The sequence below is a fragment of the Streptomyces sp. NPDC057302 genome (assembly GCF_042667685.1).
Classification (GTDB): domain Bacteria; phylum Actinomycetota; class Actinomycetes; order Streptomycetales; family Streptomycetaceae; genus Streptomyces.
The window spans coordinates 85,001-107,661 of the sequence record NZ_JBHUZJ010000024.1 but is presented as its reverse complement, the minus strand read 5'-3'; the positions used below and the strand labels follow the sequence as shown (position 1 = coordinate 107,661).

The 22,661-nt window shown below is 72.0% G+C and carries 21 protein-coding genes; 11 read left to right on the top strand and 10 right to left on the bottom strand.

Annotated elements, in window-relative coordinates:
• Positions 1–62: 62 nt before the first annotated feature.
• Both ACFUPX_RS19240 and ACFUPX_RS19235 read right to left on the bottom strand, forming a co-directional pair.
• On the bottom strand, positions 63–491 hold the full coding sequence (locus tag ACFUPX_RS19240; protein ID WP_190081097.1) for an organic hydroperoxide resistance protein: 429 nt from the start codon (positions 489–491) through the stop codon (positions 63–65).
• A 117-nt stretch (positions 492–608) separates the two neighbouring features.
• Positions 609–1,655, bottom strand: a complete 1,047-nt coding sequence (locus ACFUPX_RS19235) for an NADP-dependent oxidoreductase (protein ID WP_383323427.1) — start codon at positions 1,653–1,655, stop codon at positions 609–611.
• Between the two features lie 127 nt (positions 1,656–1,782).
• Between ACFUPX_RS19235 and ACFUPX_RS19230 the strand changes: the two genes are divergently transcribed.
• Entirely contained in the window at positions 1,783–2,232 is a 450-nt protein-coding gene (locus ACFUPX_RS19230; protein WP_383323424.1) for a MarR family winged helix-turn-helix transcriptional regulator, read from the top strand.
• A 30-nt stretch (positions 2,233–2,262) separates the two neighbouring features.
• Here the strand turns inward: ACFUPX_RS19230 and ACFUPX_RS19225 are convergent, their stop codons facing one another.
• The 4 genes from ACFUPX_RS19225 to ACFUPX_RS19210 form a co-directional block, all read right to left on the bottom strand.
• On the bottom strand, positions 2,263–2,976 hold the full coding sequence (locus ACFUPX_RS19225; protein WP_383323422.1) for a hypothetical protein: 714 nt from the start codon (positions 2,974–2,976) through the stop codon (positions 2,263–2,265).
• 155 nt (positions 2,977–3,131) lie between these two features.
• Positions 3,132–3,980 carry an SMP-30/gluconolactonase/LRE family protein gene (locus ACFUPX_RS19220; protein ID WP_383323419.1) on the bottom strand — a complete coding sequence of 283 codons (849 nt, stop codon included), beginning with the start codon at positions 3,978–3,980 and terminating at the stop codon, positions 3,132–3,134.
• A 27-nt stretch (positions 3,981–4,007) separates the two neighbouring features.
• Positions 4,008–5,324 carry a helix-turn-helix domain-containing protein gene (locus tag ACFUPX_RS19215; protein WP_383323450.1) on the bottom strand — a complete coding sequence of 439 codons (1,317 nt, stop codon included), beginning with the start codon at positions 5,322–5,324 and terminating at the stop codon, positions 4,008–4,010.
• Between the two features lie 12 nt (positions 5,325–5,336).
• On the bottom strand, positions 5,337–5,489 hold the full coding sequence (locus ACFUPX_RS19210) for a hypothetical protein (protein WP_344521185.1): 153 nt from the start codon (positions 5,487–5,489) through the stop codon (positions 5,337–5,339).
• 191 nt (positions 5,490–5,680) lie between these two features.
• Here ACFUPX_RS19210 and ACFUPX_RS19205 point away from each other — a divergent pair, with 191 nt between their 5' ends.
• From ACFUPX_RS19205 to ACFUPX_RS19160, 10 genes are all read left to right on the top strand, one after another.
• Positions 5,681–6,715, top strand: a complete 1,035-nt coding sequence (locus tag ACFUPX_RS19205) for a DUF3068 domain-containing protein (RefSeq protein WP_383323416.1) — start codon at positions 5,681–5,683, stop codon at positions 6,713–6,715.
• Between the two features lie 218 nt (positions 6,716–6,933).
• Positions 6,934–8,100, top strand: a complete 1,167-nt coding sequence (locus tag ACFUPX_RS19200) for a glycosyltransferase family 4 protein (RefSeq protein WP_383323413.1) — start codon at positions 6,934–6,936, stop codon at positions 8,098–8,100.
• The gene (locus tag ACFUPX_RS19195) at positions 8,097–8,816 is read left to right on the top strand and encodes a class I SAM-dependent methyltransferase (RefSeq protein ID WP_383323410.1); all 720 of its coding nucleotides are present in this window, start codon (positions 8,097–8,099) and stop codon (positions 8,814–8,816) included. Before ACFUPX_RS19200 ends, ACFUPX_RS19195 begins: the two co-directional genes overlap by 4 nt.
• A complete protein-coding gene (locus ACFUPX_RS19190) occupies positions 8,813–13,402 on the top strand; it encodes an alpha-(1->3)-arabinofuranosyltransferase family protein (protein WP_383323407.1) in 4,590 nt (1,529 codons plus the stop codon). The genes ACFUPX_RS19195 and ACFUPX_RS19190 overlap by 4 nt, the downstream gene beginning before the upstream one ends.
• Positions 13,399–14,961, top strand: a complete 1,563-nt coding sequence (locus ACFUPX_RS19185; RefSeq protein WP_383323404.1) for a condensation protein — start codon at positions 13,399–13,401, stop codon at positions 14,959–14,961. The genes ACFUPX_RS19190 and ACFUPX_RS19185 overlap by 4 nt, the downstream gene beginning before the upstream one ends.
• Complete coding sequence (locus tag ACFUPX_RS19180; RefSeq protein WP_383323401.1) at positions 14,958–15,692, top strand: class I SAM-dependent methyltransferase; 735 nt, start codon at positions 14,958–14,960, stop codon at positions 15,690–15,692. Before ACFUPX_RS19185 ends, ACFUPX_RS19180 begins: the two co-directional genes overlap by 4 nt.
• Before the next feature lie 15 nt (positions 15,693–15,707).
• A complete protein-coding gene (locus ACFUPX_RS19175; RefSeq protein WP_383323447.1) occupies positions 15,708–16,613 on the top strand; it encodes a hypothetical protein in 906 nt (301 codons plus the stop codon).
• Complete coding sequence (locus ACFUPX_RS19170) at positions 16,613–16,840, top strand: Trm112 family protein (RefSeq protein WP_383323398.1); 228 nt, start codon at positions 16,613–16,615, stop codon at positions 16,838–16,840. The genes ACFUPX_RS19175 and ACFUPX_RS19170 overlap by 1 nt, the downstream gene beginning before the upstream one ends.
• Complete coding sequence (locus ACFUPX_RS19165; RefSeq protein WP_383323395.1) at positions 16,837–17,691, top strand: FkbM family methyltransferase; 855 nt, start codon at positions 16,837–16,839, stop codon at positions 17,689–17,691. The genes ACFUPX_RS19170 and ACFUPX_RS19165 overlap by 4 nt, the downstream gene beginning before the upstream one ends.
• Complete coding sequence (locus tag ACFUPX_RS19160) at positions 17,681–18,286, top strand: hypothetical protein (RefSeq protein WP_383323392.1); 606 nt, start codon at positions 17,681–17,683, stop codon at positions 18,284–18,286. The genes ACFUPX_RS19165 and ACFUPX_RS19160 overlap by 11 nt, the downstream gene beginning before the upstream one ends.
• Here the strand turns inward: ACFUPX_RS19160 and ACFUPX_RS19155 are convergent.
• The 4 genes from ACFUPX_RS19155 to ACFUPX_RS19140 all read right to left on the bottom strand — a co-directional run bounded on the left by ACFUPX_RS19155 (position 18,214) and on the right by ACFUPX_RS19140 (position 22,602).
• Positions 18,214–19,422 carry a Cmx/CmrA family chloramphenicol efflux MFS transporter gene (locus tag ACFUPX_RS19155; protein ID WP_383323444.1) on the bottom strand — a complete coding sequence of 403 codons (1,209 nt, stop codon included), beginning with the start codon at positions 19,420–19,422 and terminating at the stop codon, positions 18,214–18,216. The genes ACFUPX_RS19160 and ACFUPX_RS19155 overlap by 73 nt on opposite strands.
• A 274-nt stretch (positions 19,423–19,696) precedes the next feature.
• Positions 19,697–20,581 carry a RimK family alpha-L-glutamate ligase gene (locus ACFUPX_RS19150; RefSeq protein WP_383323389.1) on the bottom strand — a complete coding sequence of 295 codons (885 nt, stop codon included), beginning with the start codon at positions 20,579–20,581 and terminating at the stop codon, positions 19,697–19,699.
• Between the two features lie 108 nt (positions 20,582–20,689).
• Complete coding sequence (locus ACFUPX_RS19145) at positions 20,690–21,385, bottom strand: response regulator (RefSeq protein WP_383323386.1); 696 nt, start codon at positions 21,383–21,385, stop codon at positions 20,690–20,692.
• Entirely contained in the window at positions 21,382–22,602 is a 1,221-nt protein-coding gene (locus ACFUPX_RS19140) for a sensor histidine kinase (RefSeq protein ID WP_383323383.1), read from the bottom strand. Before ACFUPX_RS19140 ends, ACFUPX_RS19145 begins: the two co-directional genes overlap by 4 nt.
• Positions 22,603–22,661 lie beyond the last annotated feature (59 nt).

The window sequence follows — 22,661 nt, the reverse complement described above, 5'->3', positions numbered from 1 at the left end:
GCCGCACCCCTGTCCGGGGTGCGGCCCTCCGCCGCGTGCGCGAGACGCGCGGAACCCGATGATCAGGCGACCGCGAGCTCCACCTTGATGTTGCCGCGCGTGGCGTTCGAGTACGGGCACACCTGGTGCGCCTTCTCGATCAGGGACTGCGCGGTGGCCGCGTCCACGTTCGGGATGGAGGCGACGATCGCGACCTCCAGGCCGAAGCCGCCGGCCTCGGTCGAGCCGATGCCGACCTTGGCGGTCACGGTCGAGCCGGAGATGTCGGCGTTCTCCTTGCGGGCCACCACGCCGAGCGCACCCTGGAAGCAGGCGCTGTAGCCGGCCGCGAAGAGCTGCTCGGGGTTGGTGCCCGCGCCGCTGCCGCCCATCTCCTTCGGCGGGTTGACGACGACGTCGAGCTTGCCGTCATCGGTGGCGACGCGGCCGTCACGGCCGTTCTCGGCGGTGGCGACGGCGGTGTACTTGACGTCGATCTGCTGGATGGACATAAGTGCCGGTTCCTCCTGAGATGTTCCGCGATGCGCGCCCACAGTCGCGACAATGTGGAATCACTTTATCGGATGCCGGAAAATGAGATCCGGCGATGCCCCTCGCGTGCCCGCGACTCAGACCAGGGAAACGACCATCTTGCCGGTGTTCTCGCCGCGCAGCATGCCCAGGAAGGCCTCCACGCCGTTCTCCACGCCCTCGACGAAGGTCTCGTCGTACTTGAGCTCACCGGAGCGGATCCACGCGCCGACCTCGGAGACGAACTGCGGCTGCAGCGCCTCGTGGTCCCCGACGAGCACACCCTGCAGACGCAGGCGCTTGCCGATGATCATGGCCATGTTGCGCGGGCCGGGCGTCGGCTCGGTGTCGTTGTAGGCCGCGATCATGCCGCAGATGGTGGCGCGGCCATGTACGTTCAGACGGCTGATGGCGGCTTCGAGGTGCTCGCCGCCGACGTTGTCGAAGTAGACGTCGATGCCGTCGGGGGCCGCCTCCTTCAGCTGCTCCACGACCGGGCGCGGGTCCTTGTAGTTGAACGCGGCGTCGAAGCCGTACTCCTCGACGAGCTTCTTGACCTTCTCGTCCGAGCCCGCCGAGCCGATGACGCGCGAGGCGCCCTTGAGCTTGGCCAGCTGGCCGACCTGGGAGCCGACGGCGCCCGCGGCGCCGGAGACGAACACCGCGTCACCCTCCTTGAAGGAGGCGACCTCGAAGAGGCCCGCGTAGGCGGTCAGGCCCGGCATGCCGAGCACGCCGAGGTACGCCGACAGCGGCGCGGCCTGCGCGTCCACCTTGACGGCGTGCTTGGCCGGGACGGTGGCGTACTCGCGCCAGCCGGCGAAGTGCAGGACGTGGTCGCCCACCGCGAAGCCCTCGGCGTTCGACGCGATGATCTCGCCGACCGCGCCGCCCTGCATGGGCTGGTCGAGCTGGAACGGCGGGGTGTACGACTTCACGTCGTTCATCCGGCCGCGCATGTACGGGTCCACGGAGAAGTGCAGGTTGCGGACCAGGACCTGACCGTCGGCCGGGGCGGCGACCGGGGCCTCGCGCAGTGCGAAGTCGTCCGGCACCGGCCAGCCGTTCGGGCGGCGCACGAGGTGCCATTCGCGGCTGACGGCGGGGAGCTGCTCGGACCCGGGGGCTTCGGGGCTGACGGACATGCTGGCGTCCTCCTCCTGCTCAGGCTGCCGCTTCCGGCAGGCTGACGTATCGAAAATGCTTCAGGTTGTGAAACAACCATGCTCCTACATATTTCATGATGTCAAGTATCGGGGTAGCCTGGAGCGCATGGCCACCACCAGCTCCCGATCCCCGCGCACCGATCCGCTGACGCTCGAAGTCGTCGAGCTCATCGGCACGGTCGTCGCGCGTTACTACGAGGAGTACGACGCCGCGGCGGGCAAGCACGCCCTCACCGGGGCTCAGGCGCGCGTCCTTGGACTCCTGTCCCTTGAGCCCCTGCCCATGCGGCGCATAGCCAAGAAGCTGAAGTGTGAGCCGTCGAACATCACGGGGATCATCGACCGGCTCGAGGCGCGCGGCCTCGTCGAGCGCAGGCCCGACCCGGCCGACCGCCGCGTGAAGCTCGCGGCGCCGACGGACGAGGGCCTGGCGGTCGCCCGCAGCCTGCGCGAGTCGCTGGACTTCGCCAGGGAGCCGCTGGCAGAGCTCTCCCGCGAGGAGCGGCTCTCGCTGCGCGGCCTGCTGCGGAGGATGGTCGGCGAGGACGCGGACTGACGCCCCTGCCCCCTCCTGGGGGGCGACCCGCTACCTGCACCACCACAGGAAGCGGTCGCACGTCTCCGAGGGTTCGGGCTCGGGCGTCGGATCCGGCTGCTGGGTGCTCGGCGGAGGCGTGGGGTCCGCGGTCCCGGGGGTGTCAGGGGTGCCGGGGGCATCGGGACTGCCCGGGGTGTCCGGCGCGGAGGTCGTGACCGGGGCCGTGGAACCGGGCTCCGCACCGGCCTCGTCCGCCGTGTCGGCGTCCTTGGACTCCTTGGCCTTCTTCGCCTTCTTCTTCGCGTCCTCGGCAGCCTTGTCCTTCGCGGACGCGGACGCCGACGCCTCGGCCGAGGTGGCCGCGGCGGCATCGGCGTCCGCCGCCGCGCCGCTCTCCGGGTCCGTCGGCTTCCCTGAGGCGGAACCGCCCGCTCCGCCGTCCGGCGACGACGCCGCCGCCGGTTCGTCCGAGGGGCCCTCGATGCCGAGCTCGGCCAGGCTCAGGCCACCGGCCGCGAGCGCGAGACCGGCGGTGATCAGCAGAACCTTGCGGCGCCTGCGCCGGTGCGCCCGGCGGCCACGCTCCCGGCGGCGGCCCCTGCCACGCGGCGCCACGTCGTCGTACGCACGCTCGGCACCCGTCGGCTCGTCCTGCGCGGCGACCGCCTCCGCGTACTCACGGCAGGCTTCGGCCGGGGTTCCGCACCCCGGGCAGGCCAGGGCGCCGTTGAGGTGCCTGTGGCACGGGTGGCAGTAGTCCATGAGGCATGGAGGCTAAGTGAGACGCGGGTAACAGAGGAAGCCGCTGCCGTGAAGGTTGTGTGCGGAATCGAATGTTCCAGCCGTGTCGGCTTCCCCTATGGGGCAAACCGCCTGTTCCGCACCGGCCGCGGGCGGCGTGAGGGGCGCGGGCGGCCCTATCCGGCGAACGCCGCCTGTGCCACGCCCTGCCCGGCGTCCGGCACCACGAGCACGGAACCGGACAGGGGATGCGGCGCCTCAAGTCCCGTACGAGCCGAAGTGATGTAGAGGTCGCGCAGCCCCGCCCCGCCGAACGCGCACGCGGTCGGGCGGGCCACCGGGAGCCCGATCACCCGGTCCAGGGTGCCGGAGGGGGTGTAGCGGCGGACGGCGGCGCCGTCCCACAGGGCGACCCAGACGCAGCCGTCGGCGTCGACGGTGAGGCCGTCGGGGTATCCCGCCTCGGCCTCGACGGTGACGAAGGGGCGCCGGGAGGCGGGGAGTTGGCCGTCCCGCACGTCCAGTATGTCGATGCGGCGCGTCAAGGTGTCGATGTAGTACATGGAGCGGCCGTCCGGGCTCCACCCGATGCCGTTGCTGACGGAAACGTCGCCGAAGACCTCGGTCGCGGTGCCGTCGCCGGTGACGCGCAGGAGATCGGCGGCGCCCGGTGTCTCGTCGTAGGCCATCGTGCCCGCCCAGAGCGCGCCGTCGGGGGCGACCGCCGCGTCGTTGCCCCGGCGGCCCGGTACGACCTCGTGGTGCAGCCAGCGGAAGGCGCCGCCCTCGGCCACGGAGTCGTAGAGGCCCACGCCGTCCCGGAGGTTGACCACCAGGCCGCCGCCCGCGCGCGGCTTCGCGGCGCCGACGTGCTGCTCGGTGGCCAGGACCGAGCGGCGCCCGGTCGAGGGGTCGTACGTGTGGACGCGTGAGCTCAGGATGTCGACCCATATGAGCCGCTGGGCGGCGTGGTCCCAGGTGGGGCCCTCGCCGAGTGCTGCCTGCGCGCGTACCGCTATGTCCATTGCGGCAGGCTACCCGCACGCCCCCGCTCAGCCCACCCGTCCCAGCTCTCCCCGCAACCGCCGCGCCCTGAGCACGAGTTCCAGCTCGAAGCGGCGGTCCGGGTCGTCGACCTCGTCGCCCCACAGCTCCCTGATCTGGCGCAGGCGGTAGCGCACCGTCTGCGGATGCACCCCGAGGCGGGCCGCGACCTCCGGTGCGCCGCCCCGCGTCTCCAGCCAGGCGAGCAGGGTCTCGGCGAGACGGCGGCCGTGCGCGGGCCCGCAGTGCGCGAGCGGGGCGAGGCAGCGGCGGGCCAAGTTCTCGATGAGCTCCTCGGGTTGGAGCAGGACCAGGGCTTCGGTGTGCTCCGTGCAGTGCAGGACCTCGCCGGAGGGCAGCAGCCCGCGTTCCATGAGCCGGACGGCGGCCTCCGCCCAGCGCAGCGACTTCGCGGCGTCGGCGAGGGGCACGGGCGGGCCGATCGCGCCGGACCAGCCGGCCATGGCGCGCCGCAGGAGCTCGGGGCGGCCGGCGGCCTCCGGGTCGGGGACGACCATGCGGGGCTGTTCGGTCTCCATGTCGAGCAGGACGCCCTGGCCCACGGCGGGCGCCACGGCTTCCCTCGCGGGGCGGAGCAGTACGCCGACGGCGACGCGCTCGGGCAGCTGCCAGCCGACGCGGGCGGCCCGTTCGTCGAGCGCGCTGCGGGCGCCGGACTGCCGGGACCCGGAGTGCGTACCGGAGGCGCTCCCGGAACCGGGGCCGGAATCGGCCGGTGTTCCGACGGCTCCGGATTCCCCGCGCCGCTCGGAGAGCAGCAGCTCCATCAACTTCCTTTGCAGCCGCAGACGTTCACCGGCCTGCCGGGCGGCGGCCTCGGCGTATCCGCGGACGGACTGGTCGACGAGGCCGTCCAGGTACTCGAAGCCCGACTCGGCGAGTTCGTACATGGCGGGTGGCGGGATCTCTATCTGCTGGCCGATCTCGGCCAGGCGCCGCCAGGCGAGCCGTACCCCGAGGCGGTAGATCGCCTGGAGCGAGTCGAGGCTGCGGCCGTGCAGGCCCTCGCCCCTGCCGAACTCCTGGAAGACCTCCAGCGGATAGCAGGGCCGCCCACCCTCGGCGGCGGCGATCTGCTGGACGAAGCCCTCCAGGGCGCGGCGTATGCCGATGAGCGCCATGGGCTCGCCCGAGTCGTCGAGGACGACCGGCAGGCCGGGGTACTCGACGCGGATCTCGCGCAGGATGTCCTGGGCCAGGGCGGGCACTTCGTCCAGGGCGAGCGCGGCGAACTGCCGCACCTGCACGGGCGGTACGTCGCGCCAGGCCGAGCGAACGGACAGTGACCCCTGGCTCTCGGTCACGGGCACGGCCACTCACTGTCCCCGAGGGGCAGTCTCGTAGTGCACGAGCGGCGTGTTGGGCTGATCCGGTGTCGCGTTCAGGAGCGCGACGACGCCGAACGCGGCGGCCACGGCAAGTGCCGCGGCGGCTACGACGGTCAGACCGGCGGCGAGCAATCGGTGCATGTCAGGGTCAGCCTCTCTGCTGGAGGTCGTCCCCACCCAGGTCGTGCGGATGTCGTCCGCATCGTCCATTACCGGCCCCGCCCGGCAAGTGCACAGTCTCATCAATGCATTGACACTTCGTCAAGGGTCCGCCTAGCGTTCCGGCCCCATACGGCTCGGTAACACTTCTCACCCGCCACCAGGAGTGCCGGATGCGCCGCACAGCCTCGCCCCTCTCGCTGATCCTGCTCGGATTCGGCGTCTTTCTGCTCGTCCTGGCCCCGATGCTCGCGTGGTACGTCGAGCCACGCGCGAAACGCACGCCCGTCGACATCGACACCATCACGGTGTTCAAGGGCAAAGGCAGTTATTTCGACACCGAGAAGATCAAGACGGTGCACGACCAGAACCTCACGATCACCCGCCAGGTGCGCGGCGACGTCGAGGACAGCAACAGCGATCACGCCGTCTGGGACGTCTCCACGTCGGTCGATCCGGACTCGTCGCTTCCAGCCTCCGACCCGCACGATTCGCTCCAGTGGACGACGGAGCGCTGGGTCACCGACCGCAAGACGAACAAGCCCGTGCACTGCTGCGACGAGAAGCCGTACTTCGAGGGTGAGGCCTACCTCAAGTTCCCCTTCGACGTGCAGAAACGCTCCTACACGTGGTGGGACAACACCCTGGGCGCGACCGTCCCGCTGACCTTCCGCGGCACGAAGAAGATCCAGGGCTACGAGGGCTACCGCTTCACCGCCAAGGTGAAGCCCGCCAAGACCGGGACCCGTCTGGTGCCCGGCCGGCTGGTGGGCCAGCCCAAGCGCAGCAACGTGCTGGCCGAGGAGTGGTACTCCAACCACGGCGTCGAGCTGGTCGCCGACAAGCGCACCGGCCGGATCATCTACGCGGCCATCGGCCCCCGCAAGACGCTGCGCGCGCCGGGCACGGACAAGGACGCGCTGGTGCTGCTGGACAGCGAGCGCATCGCGTTCACGCCCAAGACGCAGAAGACTCAGGTCGGGCTTGCCGACGACGACAGCAGCCGGCTGAAGCTCGTGGGCGGAACACTGCCGGTGGGGGCGGGTGCGCTGGGCGCGCTGCTCACGATCGCGGGAGGCGTTCTCGTCGTACGGGGACGCCGGTCGACCAATGGGGCAAATGGGCCCGGAGGGACCGGTTCCGCCGCGGAGCCGAACGGTCCGAATAGCGATACGTCCCCAACCGCCCTGCAACCCACCACGATGTGATGAGACGTCAGCTGTTGAAACACCGAAAGTTGTCACTTCGGTGAGTAGCCGCGTGGAACAGGGCGGCGAAAACTAACGACCCCACCCCGAACACAGTCCCCGCACCGCCCCCGCACAGTCCGAGCACAGCGCCTTTGCAAGCGACCCCCGAACGGTGCACCCGCTAGCGACCCTCATAGCACCCTCACGGTTCCGCACCCTGACGAGTTGGAGCACGCATGCCCCAGCACGTGCCTTCCCCGCTGCGCGCCGCAACCCCGCGGGTCGCGCATCGGCCACCGGCACCTCCCCCGCAGCCGAGCCGGATCGTTTTTCTCGCCCGGCGCGACCTCGGCAACCCGGCCGCGGGCGGATCCGAACTGCTCGTCGACCGACTGGCCGACGGACTGAGCAAGCTCGGCCACGAGGTCACCCTCCTGTGCGGGGGACCGGCCGCCTTCCGCGACTACCGCGTCGTGTCGGCCGGCGGAGACCTCGGGCACTATCTGCGCTCGCGTTCCGCCTTCACCCGGCAGGTCGGGGACTGCGATCTGCTGGTCGAGGTCAGCAACGGCATGCCGTACCTGGCGCCGCTGTGGCACCGCGGCCCCACGCTGTGCCTGGTCAACCACGTCCACACCGATCTGTGGGGGATGCGTTTCCAGGGCGCGCTGGCCCCCGCGGCCCGGCTCGGCCGAAGACTCGAACACTGGTCGCTCTCCGGCGCCCAGCGCGGCAATCTCCTGGTGGCCGTCTCGCCGTCGACGGCCACCGCGCTGCGCGCGATAGGCGTCGAGCGTGAGCGCATACGCATAGTCCACAACGGGGTCGAGGAGCCGGGACCGCTCCACCCCCGCTCGGACGAGCCGCTGTTCCTGGCGATGGGACGGCTCGTCGAGTACAAGCGCATCGATCTGCTCCTTCGCCTCTGGGAGCGCGTGCGACCCGTCACCGGAGGCCGTCTGGTGATCGTGGGCGACGGTCCCGAGCGGGAGCGGCTGCAACAACTCGCCGGTCCTGGCGTGGAGTTCAGGGGCCATGTCTCCGAGGCGGAGAAACACCGGCTGCTCTGCGAGGCGTGGATGCTCCTTCACCCCTCCGCCGTGGAGGGCTGGGGCCTGGTCATCACCGAGGCGGCGACCCGCTCGACCCCGGCGATCGGCTTCGACGTACCGGGTGTACGCGACTCCATCGAGGACGGCGTGACGGGGCTGCTCGCCCGGGGCGAGAGTTCCTTCGCCGCCGCCTGGTGCACCCTGGCGCTGAGCGCCGAGCGCCGCAGGGCCTTCGGCAAGGCGGCCGGTGAGCGGGCCACCGGCTACCGGTGGGCCAATTCCGTACGCGAGTTCCAAGCGGTGGCCACAGAGGCGATCGTCACGCACCAGACAACCCAGGGGTCCGTGTGAAGGACCCTTCCCTGCGCCGTTCCTTCACCCTCTTCCGGGCCTTCCTGCGCGAGCAGCAAGAGCCCGAGCGGTGTTACACCCTGCTCGCCCGTGACGCCGCCGACCAGGTCGAGGCCTATGGACCGGTCAGGGACCGCGTCGTCGTCGATGTCGGCGGCGGCGGCGGTTACTTCACCGAGGAGTTCCGGCGGCGCGGCGCGCAGAGTTTCCTCTTCGAGCCGGACCCGGCCGAGCTGGGTGCCAAACCGCCGGAGGGCTCGGTCGTCGCCGACGGGTATCTGCTCCCCCTGGCGGACGGCGTCGCCGACGTCACCTTCTCCTCCAACGTCCTCGAACACGTGGACGATCCGCAGACCTTCCTCAGCGAGATGGTGCGGGTGACCAGGCCGGGCGGCCTGATCTATGTCTCCTTCACCAACTGGTACTCGCCGTGGGGCGGCCACGAGTGGGCCCCCTGGCACTACCTGGGCGGCGCCCGCGCGCGGGCCCGCTATGAACGACGTACCGGCAAGGCAGCCAAACACACGCTCGGCGAGAACCTCTTCGCTCACCACGTCGGCCCGACCCTGCGCCAAGTGCGGGCGAGGGAAGACGTGTCCGTCGTGTCCGCACGGTCCCGCTACTGGCCGTTCCTGGCCGGTGGCATCACCAAAGTGCCGGGTGTACGCGAGTTCGCCACCTGGAATCTCCTTCTCATCCTCAGGCGGTGTCCATGACCACGGTCCAGGCCCCACCCCCGGCGGCAGTCCGGCCCACGGCCGACGCCCCCGAACCCGGCAGAGGCCCGCGCTCCAAGCGCTGGCTGCTGGGCTTCTGGGCCGTGGTGTTCGTCCTCTTCCTCGCGGTGAAACCGGGGCGGATGACGTTCGACACCAAGCTGGGGGTCGCCGTCGACCCCTGGCAGTTCCTCTCCGACCTGGGCCAGCTGTGGCACGACCGGGGCGGGTTCGGCGGGATCCAGGACCAGTACGTCGGCTATACGTGGCCGATGCTGCCGTTCTACGGTCTGGCCAAGCTCGTCCAGCTGCCGGTGTGGTTCGCGGAGCGGCTCTGGATGTCGCTGATCGTGGCCACCGCGTTCTGGGGTGTCCTTCGGCTGGCCGAGCGGCTGCGGATCGGCAGCAGTGCGAGCCGGCTGCTCGGCGCGGTGGCGTACGCCCTGTGGCCGACCTTCACGATCGTCGTCGGCTCGACGTCGGCCGCCGCGCTGCCCGGCGCGCTGCTGCCGTGGGTGCTGCTCCCGCTGACGAACGACCGCATCAGCGCGCGGTCGGCCGCCCTGCGGTCCGCGCTCCTCATCCCCTTCATGGGCGGCGTGAACGCGGCGGCGACGCTGGCGTCCCTCCTCCCGGTGGGCCTGTATCTCCTCTCGCGGCCGAACGGCCCGCGCAAGCGGAAGCTGATCACCTGGTGGGTGCCCGGCGTCATCCTCGCCACCGCCTGGTGGGTGGTGCCGCTGTTGATGCTCGGCATCTACGGCGAGAACTTCCTCCCCTACGTGGAGAATTCGGCCACCACGACCGGCACGATGTCGGCCACGGAGACGCTGCGCGGCGCCGGCAACTGGGTCGCCTACCTGCACTTCGGCGAGGCGTGGCTGCCCGCCGGGTGGTCGGTCGCGACGTCCGTGGTCGCCGTGGTCTGCTCGGCGTTCGCCGCCGCCCTCGGCCTCGCCGGGCTCGCGCGGCGTGATCTGCCCGAGCGGCGCTGGCTCGTCCTGACCGTGCTCTCGGTCGTGCTCGTCACGCTCGCCGGGTACGGCGGCGCGTTCGGTGCGCCCTTCCACGAGACGGTGCAGTCGTGGCTGAACGGCGGGCTCGTCCCCTTCCGCAACATCTACAAGTTCCAGACGGGCCTCGCGCTCGCGCTGGTCTTCGGCCTGATGCACCTCGTCGGCGTGGCCGCGCAGTCGCGCGGGGCGCGGCCGGTGCGGGGGCGCAAGTTCGCGCCGCTGATCGCCGCCGTGCTGGTCCTTCCTGGGCTCGCGCTCCCCTACCTGAACGGCTCGATCCTCCAGCCGGGTTCCTTCCAGAAGCTGCCCAACTACTGGGAGTCGACGGGCGACTGGCTGAAGAAGTACTCCCCCGACTCGCGTGCCCTCGTGGTGCCCGCCACCGCGCACGGCATCTACACCTGGGGCTCGCCCATCGACCAGCCCCTCGACGTGCTCGCCGATTCGCGCTGGGCCCAGCGGGACTACGTCCCGTTCGGCACACCCGGCAACCGGCGCGCGATGGACGCGGTGGAACAGGCACTCGCCACGGGCGGTGAAGTGCCGGGTCTGAGCGACTACTTGACGCGCGCGGGCCTGTACTACGTCGTCGTACGCAACGACCTCGACCCCGACCAGGTCGGGAACATACCGACCGCGACCGTGAAGCGGACCCTGGAGGAGTCGGGCTTCGACCGGGTCAAGGGCTTCGGTCCGACGGAAACCGGCGGGACGATCCCGAACGACACGCCCCTCCAGGTCGAGGGCCTCTACCCGCGCGAGCGCGCGGTGGAGATCTACGCACCGGGTTCCGGCGCGAAGCGGCCGGGGCAGGCCGGGATCAAGCCGGTCTCCAACACGGCCGTGGTGAGCGGCGGCCCCGAGTCGCTGCTCCAGCTCTCCGCCGACCCCGCGATGCGCGACCGCCCCTCCGTCCTGACGGGCGACAACCACCCGGGCGTCGGAACTCCCGGCCTCCAGGCGGTCGGTGACGGCCTGCGCCGCGCGGACACGCGCTTCGGCCTGGTCAGCTCCAACACCTCGTACACGTACACGGCCGGCGAGCGCAACGCGAGCGGGGCCCTCCAGGAACCCGGCAAGAAGCCGCACCAGATCCTGCCCACCGACGGCATCGAGCACCAGACGACGGCGGTGCTGCGCGGCGCGAAGTCCGTGACGGCGTCCAGCTACGGCAACTGGCTCTTCCATCTGCCGCAGTACGACCCCGTGAACGCCTTCGACGGCAACCCGGCCACCTCGTGGGCCGAAGGCAGCCCCGGAAAGCCGAAGGGCGCCTGGATCAAGGCGGAGTTCCGGTCCAAGGAGTCCATCCCCTCCTCGATCAAGGTCATCCCGCTGCCGCAGGAGGGCGTGCGGGCCGCGCCCACCCGGGTGCGGGTGGAGACGGAGCAGGGCAGCCGCACCAGTACGCTGCAGCCCAACGGCATGCGGCAGAGCATCAAGGCGGCCGCCGGTGACTCCAGTTGGCTCAAGGTCACCATCCTGGACGCGCAGATCGGCCAGGAGGGTCTGACGGGCGCCGGGTTCTCGGAGATCACCGTTCCGGGCGTGCGCGTGACCAAGCTCCTCCAACTGCCCACGGACACCGGCTCTTCCGCCCGGACGCCCGCCGAGGGCGCCGACGCGACGACGTACTCGATGCACCGTTCGTCGGACCCGAGCGCGCTGTCGCCGGTGAACACGGAGTCGGGGCTGCACCGCCGCTTCACGTCCCCGGCCGAGGCCGACTACGAGGTGAGCGCGAGCGCGATCGCCGTGCCGGGCTCCGGCCTGGACGAGCTGCTCTACAAGGTGGCTCCGGAGCAGAAGGACCAGATCGTCGCGAGTGCCGACTCCACGTCGAAGCTCGGCGGCAGCCTCTCGCCGCGCAACCTCACCGACGGCGATCTGACGACGGCCTGGATCGCCGGTGACAGTCCGGTGGTCCATCTGAAGTGGAAGGGCAAGCAGCCGATCGGCGAGATCGTCCTTCCCGCCGCGGGCGGGCTCTCGACGCGCCCCGAGAAGGTCGAGATCAGCTCGCCGGACGGCGCGGCGATCGCGGGCGTCGACGAGAACGGCAACGTCCGGTTCCCGCCGATCACCACGGACGAGCTGACCATCACGGTCACCGAGACCGCGCCGCTGACGGTCCACAACCCGGTGGCCGACGACCAGTTGCAGCTGCCGGTGGGTCTCACCGAGGTCTACGTCCCGGCGCTCGACCAGTACCGGACCAAGCAGCCCAAGGCCTCCGCGACCTTCGAACTCGCCTGCGGAGAAGGCCCGGAGCTCGCCGTCGACGGCAAGCTGTACGCGACGAGCGCGAAGGGTTCGGTACGGGATCTGACCGAGCGGCGCCCCATCAAGGTGACGCTCTGCTCGCGCGGCACGGAGAAGACGACGGTCTCCCTCGGCTCCGGCGAGCACACCGTCGAGGCCGGGGACGCGGGCCCGCTCGCCCTCATGGACGTCTCGCTGACGCAGGGGACGCCGGGCGCGATCGACACCGAGTCGCGGTCCCTGAACATCAAGGACTGGCTCGGCGACCGCCGCGAGGTGGCGGTGGGCGCGGGCTCGGCCTCCTACCTCTCGACGTACGAGAACATCAATGACGGCTGGAAGGCGACGCTCAACGGCAAGGAGCTCTCGTCCGTACGCCTCGACGGCTGGCAGCAGGGCTTCCTGGTCCCCAAGGGTGAGGGCGGCACGGTCAAGCTGAGTTACGAGCCGTCTCGGATCTACGAGATCGGCCTGATCGGCGGCGGTGTCGCCGTCCTCGCCCTGATCGCCCTGGTCCTGATCCGGCGCCGCGAGCCGAACCCGGACGGCCCCGACGTGGCACCGCCCGCGCCCGGCCTGATCCTGGGCACGGTGGCGCTGACGCTGGTGGCCGCCGTGATCGCGGGCTGGTTCGCGCTGCTCGTACCGGCGCTGGCCCTCCTCGCGTGGCGCCGTCACACGCTGCTCGTCCCGCTCGCCTTCGCGGCGATGGCAGGGGCGGGGATCGTGGCGGCGGTCGGAGCGGGCGAGCCGACGACGTCGGACGCGGGCGCGTTCAGCCCCGCGGCTCAACTCCTGGCCCTCATCGCGCTGTTCGCGGCGCTGGTGAGCGTACGGGGCGCTGCTGCCGAGGCACCCGCGGCCTCCGGGGGCGCCACCGGTGGAGGCGGCGAGGCTGCTCCATGGGGGCCGCCACCGCACCAGCCTCCACCCGCTGCTCCGCCGGTGGGACCTCCCCCGGCAAGCGGCAGCGGCGCACCACAGCAGCCGGGCCCCGACCGGGACCTGGGCACCACTCCGCTGCCGCGGCGTAAGCGCGGGGAGAGCGGGCCGGGAGCGGAGGACGGCGGCGGCCACGAGGGTGGTGGCGCGCCTCGGGCCGAGGCGAGCGGAGAGCAGGCGGCCGGTGGTGCGCCGCAGGCCACCAGCTCGACCATCTCCGCCAGGGGTCCCGCTTCCGCCCAGCCGGAACCGGCGCCGCCGGGCAGCACGCGGACCACGCGCTTCAGGCGGCGCAGGGCAAGGACCACGGGCGGGCTCGCGGGAGCCGCGGCGCCGTCCGCCGCCGGGGAGGACACGCAACGATGACCGCACTCGACCAGCCGGCACGTCACGCGGACGGACCCGAACGCCCACCGGTGCGCGTGCCGTTCCCCGTCGTCGACGAGGTCTCCCGGCACTGCCTCCAGGAGGAGGAGCCGGAGACGGTCCACATCGAGGTCCACCTGCCCGGCACCCCGGACCCGGCCCGCCTGAAGGCCGCGTTCGACGAGGCCCTGCGCCGCCACCCGCGGATCCTGATGCGGGAGGCGCGGGGGCCTTGGTACCGCCGCCGCTACGAATGGGAGCTGACGGCGGAGCCGGACGTGGAGGTGGTGACGTTCCCCGCCCAGGAACGGGACGCCCTGAAGAAGGCCCGCACCCGCTCCCTCTCCCAGGCCCCGCCCCTGTCGGCCTCGCCGCCGATCCGCCTGGAGGTGATCGCCTCCGACGAGGACGGCGACCACCTCGCCTCCGGCGGGGGCAACGGCTCCGGGACGGGCCCCGCGACCTCGCAAGGCGTTCCCGCCTCAGGAGACGTCGTCGCCGCTGGGAGCGGACAGCCGGACGCCGAGCCGGGCGAAGGCGCCTTTGACGGCGCAGCCGCCGCCGCGGGCACCGAAGCAGCCCCAGCCGAATCTCCCACCCCCAGCGGTTCAGGGCGCCCCACCGGCAGCAGCGTCCTCTTCCTCACCATCAACCACACCGCCCTCGACGGCCCCGCCTGCCTCCGCGTCCTCGCCACCGCCGCCGAGCTCTACGGCGGGCAGGACAACTCCCCCGCCGCGCCCCCGCTGCGTACGCCCTCGTCCTCCGTGCCCGAGAGCGCGGAGGACATCGGTGACGCGCCCTCCGGCTGGGCGCCGCCCGCCCGCGTCTCGCGCGGTACGCCCGAGCCCTCTCCCGGCAACGGCATGCTCGTCACCGAGTTGCCCGTGCCCCGGCGGCCCAAGGGGGCGCCGTTCACCGTGAACGATCAGCTCATGGTGGCGACCGCGCTGATGATCGCGCACTGGAACCGGGAGCACGGGGCCCGGCCGAAGCCCTTCCGGATCACCATGCCCGTCGACGACCGGCCCCGCAGCATGGACATGCCGATCGGGAACGGTACCCGGCTCGTCGAAGTGCCGTTCACCGCAGCCGAGTTGACCTCGAAGGACTGGGGGCCCGAGGACATCGGCGCCCTGTTGCGCCGCACCGCCGACCGCACCCGCGCCCTCAAGGCCCTCTCCCGGCCCCAACTCGGCCGTGGCGCCGCCCTCCTGACCTCGCCCGTCCTGCCCGTCACCCTCAGGGCCGCCCTCACCCGCGGCCTGCGCAGAGCCGCCGCGCCCTGGACCTCCACCACACTGCTGAGCAACATCGGGCGCGTCCCGTACTCCCTGGACTTCGGCGACGCCGGACGCGCGTACGCCGTGTGGTTCTCCGCGCCCGCGCGCCTGCCCCGCGGCCTGACCGTGACCACGGCGTCCACCGCGGGCCGTCTGCACGTCGCCCTGCGCTGGTCGAAGACCCTGCTCAGCAGCGGCGACGGAGCCCATCTGCGCGACCTCTTCGTGCACTACCTCCACGCCACCGAGCACACGCAGGAGGGAACCACGCGATGACCGGCACCAGCACCGCCCCCCGCGACCTGCGGGACTTCTACGAGGACCCCTCCGTCCCCGTCGCGTCCGGCGACGCCCGCAGCCTGCGCCAGGCCCGGATGCTCGCCGACGCCATCGGCCCCGCCACCGCCCGCACCTCCGTCGTCCTGGACATCGGCTGCGGCGACGGCACCGCGGCAGCCGCCGCGGCACCGCTCCTCGCGGGTCATCGCGTCGTCGGCGTCGACTGGTCCCAGGACGCGCTCAAGCGGGCCCACGCGCATCTGCCGTACGTCGTACGCGGTGAACTCACCGACGGCGGGCTCCCGTTCGCCGACGGGTCGGCCGACGCCGTCCTGTTCAGCGAGGTCATCGAGCATCTCGTCGACCCCGACAGCGCGCTCGACGAGCTGCGCAGAGTCCTCAGGCCGGGAGGGCATCTCATGCTGTCCACGCCCAACCTCGCCGCCTGGTACAACCGCGGGCTCCTGCTCGCGGGGGTGCAGCCCGTCTTCTCCGAGGTCAGCCTGCGCGGCATCCACGGAAGGCCGGGCAGCGAAGTCGTGGGGCATCTGCGGCTCTACACCGCCCGCGCGCTGCGGGAGTTCGTCGCCGCGTCCGGCTTCGACGTGGTGCGGGTCGCCGGGGCGCCCTTCCACGGCGTACCGCGTCCGCTGCGCGCCCTTGACCGGCTCGCCTGCGCCGTGCCGAGCGCCTCGTCGATCCTGCTGCTGCACGCCCGAAGGGCGTAGGCCATGTGGTGGGGTGTGGCCGCGGCCCTCCTTGCGAACGTCCTCTACAGCACCGGGTTCGTCCTGGAGAAACGTGCCCTCACCGCGATGCCGTCCGTCAGCGTGCGCAGCCCCGCACGGCTGCTGCGGCAGGTGATCTCCAGCCCGCTGTGGATCGGCGGATCGCTCGCGCTGGCCGCCGGGTTCGGGGCGCAGCTCGCCGTCTACCGGACGCTGCCGATCGCCGCCGCGCAGGGCATCTTCGTCTCCGGGCTCGTGCTCCTGCTGCTGCTCTCCTCCGTGCTGCTCGGGGAGCGGACCTCGGGGCGCGAGCGGTACGCGGTCGGGGCCATTCTGCTCGCGCTGCTCATGGTCGTCCTCTCGCTGAGCGAGGAAGCGGACACCGTGAGCCGCAGCGCGCCCGTGCCGCTCGTCCTCACGGTCTGTCTGCCCTCGCTCGCGGCGGGGGTCCTGCTCTACGGATCGGCCGAGCGGCGGGCCAAGCACCGGCACAGGATGCCGACGACCGGGGTCGAGTACGGGGTCGCCGTCGGGCTCCTCTACGGAGTGAGCTCGCTCGCCATCAAGGGCGTGTCCAGCTATCTGACCACGCAGGGCCTCGGCTCCGCGCTGCTCCATCTGCTGGCCTCCCCGTACCCGTATCTCCTGCTGTTCACCGGCGCGTTCGGCCTGGTCATGTCCCAGGCGGCGCTCCAGCGCTGCCGGGCCTCGCTCATCGTCCCCGTGTGTACGACGGTTACCGCGCTCTTCACCGCGGTACTCGGGACCCTGGCGTTCGGCGAACCGCTGCCCGACGAGCCGGTGCGGCTCGCCCTGCGGATCGCGGGCACGGCGCTCGCGGTGTCCGTGCTCCTCGCCATGCCCAAGCATGACGAACCGCCGCCTCAACCAACGCCCCCGACCAAGGAGTTGACGAGCTGATGAACCCCGAAGACCCCCTCCTGAAGATCCTGGCCTGCCCACTGGACAAGGGGCCGCTGCATCTCCTGGAGCCCGCCGAACCCCTCGTACCGCAGGAGGTCCTCTACAACCCGCGCCTGCGCCGCCGCTACCCGATCATCGACGGCATACCGCAGCTGCTGCCCTCCTCGGGGGAGCAGATATCGGAGGACGAGCACGAGCAGCTCCTGAAGCGGATCTCCCCGTGACGGGGCCCGAGCAGCCCGACAGCCCCGCCCCTGAGCCCGCCTCCCACAAGACCGTGGCCGCCCGCCTGGCCCCGCACCTCCCCGCCCGGCTCATCGGCGCCCTGGCCCGCCTCGTCTACCCCCGCTTCGAACCGGAGCTCGCCCGCCTCGGCGACCTCTGCCCCAGCGGCTGCGGCACGGCCGTGGACGTCGGCGGCTGGTACGGCCCCTGGTCGCGCCGCCTCGCCTCGCGTGCGCGCCGTGTGGTGACCGTGGAGCCCGTACCGCATCTGGCCAGGCTCCTCGAGTCCTCGACGCCCGGCAACGTCCGGGTGATCCAGGCCGCGGCCACCGACCGCCCCGGCACGGCCAGGCTCTGGCTGCCGCAGGGCGACCGCGGGGACCGCGGGGTCTCCTCGCTCATCCGCAGGGACATCCACGCCAAGGCCGTCGAGGTGCCCTGCCTGACCCTGGACGGGCTCGGCCTGCGCGACGTCGACTTCATCAAGATCGACGTGGACGGCAACGAACTCCCGGTGCTGCACGGCGCCCACGATCTGCTCACCCGCGACCGGCCCGCGCTCTTCATCGAGCTGGAGTCCCGCATCCAGCCGATCGAGCCGATCATCGAGCTGCTCACCCGGCACCACGGCTACCAGGGCTGGGTCCTGCCCCACCACACCTGGCTGCCGCTGGCCGGTTTCGACCTGGAGGCGCACCAGAACGACACGTCGTACGTGGTGTCGCAGGGGCTGCTGCGCAGGGTGCTCACGCCGCGCCGCCCCCGGTACGTCAACTCGGTCCTCTTCCTTCCCGGCGGGCGCCGCCCGGGAGCCGCCGTGGTGCGCGACCATGGAGCCCATGTCCGCTAGCTCCTCCGCCCCGGGGCCCTCCGGCCCGTTCACGCCTCTCGACTTCCAGCTGGTCCTGTTGCGCCGCATGGCCGACCACAATCCGGACCTGGTGGAGACGGCCCGGCACGAGCTCGGCGTCTCCATCGCGGACATGCGCGAGGCCAACCGCCGCTGGCAGGCGATGAGCCGCTCCTCCCGCTCGCGCGGCGCGGTCTCCCGCTACCGCTCGGTGCTGGGCGCCCCCGAGGCCACCGTGTCCCGGCAGATCGGCGACCTGGAGTGCGAGGCCCTGCTGTGGCCGGTGCCGCTCTGGCCGGACCTGCGCTTCGAGGTCCTGCGGGCACCGAACGGCGCGGTGTGGAACGAATGGCTGATCCGCACGCCGGGCGCCCCTGGGCCCGCGCTCCACACCCTGGAGGACCTCACTCCCTGGTCGTGCACGGTGGACGAGGCCGCCCGCGCTTTCGCCCCGGCCCGCCCCATGGAGGGCACGGCGCCCACCCGCTGGCGGCTCGCCTTCACCGCACCGGACGGGGCGGGTCAGCCGCGGCGGTGCGTCGCGGAGTTCACGTGGGGGCTGCTCCAGCGGCTTTCGCTCCCGGACGGCGGCTGAGCGCGGCGCAGCGCCACGGCCCCCACCCCCAGAGCGAGCGCCACCAGCAGCGCGCTGACCCACAGCGGCGAGCGGTGGCCGAGCCCTGCCGAGAGCGCGATGCCGCCGCCCGCCGGACCGATCGCGGCGCCCACGTTCAGCGCGGCCGTGGCCAAGCCGCCCGCGAGCGTGGGGGCGCCGGTGGCCGCGTACAGCGCCTGGGTGATCAGCGCGGAGCCGACGCCGAAGGACAACGCGCCCTGGACGAGTACGAGCGCGACGGCCGCCACGGGATTCCCCGCGGTCAGCGCGAACAGCACCCATCCGGCGAGCAGCGCCACCGCGCCGGTGAGGAGGAACGGAACGGGCCGCGCGTCGGCGAACCGCCCCGCGACCGTCACCCCGGCGAACGATCCCACGCCGAAGAGCGCGAGCAGCGCAGGCACCCAGCCATCGGCGAAACCGGTGACGTCGGTGATCACCGGCGAGAGGTAGGTGAACGTACAGAAGGTCGCGCCGTTCACCAGCGCCCCCAGGAGGAGGGTCACCCGGAGCCGCGGCGCACGCAGCGACCGCAGCTCCCCGCGGACGCCCGCCTCCGTACGCGGGGGCGCGCCGGCGGGCACCGACCGCAGGATGGCGAGGACGGCGGGCACGGACAGCAGGGCCACCGCCCAGAAGGCGGAGCGCCATCCCCAGAACTGCCCGAGGAGGGCGCCGCCGGGTACGCCCGCGACGCAGGCGAGGGTGACGCCGCCGAGCAGTACCGAGGTGGCCCGCCCCTTGGCGTCCGGCTCGACCATGCCGACGGCGGCGACCAGGGCCACCGCGAGGAACCCGGCGTTGGCGAGCGCTGCGACGACGCGGGTCATGAGCAGCACGGCGAAGCTGCTGGTCAGCGCGCCGACGACATGGACGAGCAGAAAGGTGATCAGAAAGCCGAGCAGCGCGTTCCTGCGTGGCCAGCGACGGCTGAGGACGGCCATCACCGGCGCCCCGACGATCATCCCCACGGCGAAGGCGGAGGTCAGGGCGCCCGCGGTGGACAGGGACACGTGCAGCTCGGCGGCGATGTCGGGGCCGAGACCCGAGAGCATGAACTCGGACGTGCCTTGCGCGAAGACGGCAAGTCCGAGCATGGGGAGAGCGAAGGGCACAGCGAGTGGCATGAAGGAACTCCGCACCTACGTCATGGATCGACAAGGCGGCGGCCGGCCACGGATGCCGCCCTGGGACAGGGGGCCACGCAGCTGCCGCGCCAAGAAGAGAGAGGGGATGTCAGTCCGCACAGCGGCGGTGAACCGCTTCGGCGATGGATCCGGTGACGTGCGAGAGGGCCACCGGGCGTGCCGGCCGGTGGCTAGAGTCTGTCGGACTCGGGACTGGACATGGCGGCAGGCTAATCAGGCCCCACGCACCACGTCCACCCGATTAACTCGCGGCGGTGAGGATCTCCTCGGTCACGGCCGCCAGCGAGGCCCGGTGCAGGTCGAGAAAGAGGTTCGGCTCGACGAGTTCGAGCTCCATGACGCAGGGCGCCCCGCCCTCCGCGCCGTCGACGAGGTCCACGCGCGCGTACAGCAGCTCGGGCGATCCCGGGACCGCGGCCAACGCCCGCTCGGCGAGGTCGAGTTCGGCGGCGGTCGGCTGCCAGGGGCGCAGATCGGGATGCGGCATCTTCTCGTCGTCGTACGCCGTGCCCGGCGTGAGCACCGCGCCCTTCCGTATGGCGTGCAGGAAACGCCCGCCTACGTAGACGAGGGCGCGTTCGCCGGTCTCGTCGATGTGCGGCATGTAGGGCTGGACCATCGCGGTGAGCCCTTCGCCGTGCATCCGCTCGATGTGCCGTACGGCGGCTTCGTACGCGCCCTTCTCGTACCGGGCGGCGTAGCGCGCGCCCGCACCGGACGTGGGCTTGACGACGAACTCGCCGTCGTCCGGGATCTCCACCGCTTCACCGGGCGCCAGGTAGACGGTCGGCACGACCGGTATCCCCGCCGCCGCCAGCTCCTCCAGGTACCGCTTGTCGGTGTTCCACCGCACCACGGACGCCGGATTGGCGAGCACGGTGAGCCGCGCGACCCGCCCCGCCCAGGCCACGAACTCGGTGACGCGCTCGCTGTAGTCCCAGGCGGACCGGATGACGACGAGGTCGAAGCCTTCCCAGTCGACGCGCGGGTCGTCCCAGGAAACGGTGGCGACTTCCGCGCCCGCCGCACCGAGCGAGCGTGCCAGCTCGGGGAGATCACGGTCGAGGCCGGTCTCCAGCTGAGGCCTGCTGGTGACCAGGGCGATCGTGGGGCGGTCGGGTGACACGGAGGCCTCCAGGGTTCGATGATCCGCCCCGCAGGCTAACAACTTGTCGACGTGCTCCCGACAAGACCCTTGCCCAGGTCAGCGGACCCGCACGAAGCCCGGCGGTTTTCAGCGGCGCACCCCCACAAGACCGGCCTCGTACGCGATGATCACCAGCTGGACGCGGTCACGCGCGTCCAGCTTGGCGAGCAGGCGGGTCAGATAGGTCTTGGCGGTGGCGACGCTGAGGGAGAGCTCGGCGGCGATCTCGGTGTTGGAGAGCCCGCCACCGACCAGGGTCAGGACCTCGCGTTCGCGATCGGTGATGCCCGTGATCTCTTTCCGCGCAGGGGAGTTGGACTGCGGGCGGGCGGCGAACTCTTTGATGAGCCGGCGGGTGACGCTCGGGGCGATCAGGCCGTCCCCCGCGGCGACCACGCGGATCGCGGCGAGGATGTCGTCGAGCGCCATGTCCTTGACCAGGAAGCCGGCCGCGCCGACGCGCAGCGCGCCGTAGACGTAGTCGTCCTCGTCGAAGGTGGTCAGGACGATGACGTGCGTGCCTCTGCTGGGCCCTTCGGTGATCAGACGGGTGGCCTCGATGCCGTCCATGCCGGGCATCCGGATGTCCATCACCACGACGTCGGGCCGGAGTTCCTCGGCCAGCCGGACGGCCTCGGCCCCCGTGCTCGCCTCGCCCGCGACCTCGATGTCGGGGGCCTCGGTGATGACCATGCGCAGGGCGGCGCGGACGAGGGGCTGGTCGTCGACGAGTACGACGCGGAAGGGCGCCGGGGCCGCCGCCGGTCGGCTCTGCCCGCTCATCGGACCACCGCCGGCAGGGGCAGCCGGGCGGCGACCCGGAAGCCGCCCTCGGGGCGTGGCCCGGCGGAGAACCGGCCGTGCAGCAGCCCCACGCGTTCGCGCATGCCGAGCAGGCCGTATCCGGTGGCCGGAGTGTCGCCGCGGCCCCGCCCGCCATCGGTCACCTCGATGGTGAGCTCCTCGGCACGGCAGTCGACGGACACGCTGCACGACGCGGTGCTCGCATGACGTACGACATTGGTGAGCCCCTCCTGGATGATGCGGTACGCGGACACGTCGATCTCCGGTGGCAACGGCCGGAGTTCGCCGAGCCACCGCACGTCGACCCGGACTCCGGCGGCGGTCGTCGTCTCGGCGAGGCGGTCGACGGAAGCAAGACCGGGCTCGGGGTCCAGGGCCGCCGCGCCCTCTCCCGGTTCCGTCTCGCGCAAGGCCCCGAGCATCCGGCGCAGGCCGGACAGCGTCTCCCTGCCGGTGACCTCGATGGCCGTCAACGCCTCGCGTGCTCCGTCGGGTTGGGTGTCGATGACCCGGCGTGCGGCGCCCGCCTGAAGGGCGATGACGCCGACACTGTGCGCGACCATGTCGTGCAACTCCCGCGCGATGCGCAGCCGTTCGGTGGTGACGGCCTGGACGGACGCCTGCTCGGCAGCCTGGGAGCGCAGGTTCCGCGCGTACACACGGGCCTGGTGCACGGAGTTGCCGATGAGCCAGGCGACGACGCCGATCAGCGCGACGTACGGCTCCGCCGCGGTCCCGTCGTCCCGCCCGAAGCCGACCAACTCCCGTAGCGCCCAGAGGGCGGACAGCGCCCCGAAGGGCAGGGCGCCCGCGATCAGCGAGGTCCGCCGGGAGTCGCGGGCCGCGATGAAGCCGAGGGCGACCGTGACCGGCAGGCAGGCCGCGGGCACCGTCTCCGTCTGGTGCCACGCCGCCATCGAGGCACCCGTGCCCGCGACGAGCAGGGCCATGGCGGTCAGCGGCCGACGGCTCAGTACGACGCAGCCCGCGAGGGCCAGGGCGGCGCCGAGCAGCAGGAGGAGCCGGGGCCCGTAGGCGTCCATGCCGTGCCGCGGATAGGAGTAGGACGCTCCGGGGCCCGGCGGCATCAGGACGTACTCGACGAGGGGGTGGACCGTCACCGCGCACCACGTCACTGCAGTCCAGACGCCCGGCGGTATGCGCTTGAGCAGGGGAAGACGCGGGGTGGCGGGCATGTACCGATCGTAACGACACCGGCCCGCAAGGTCATCGGACCGTGGCTGTACACCCACGG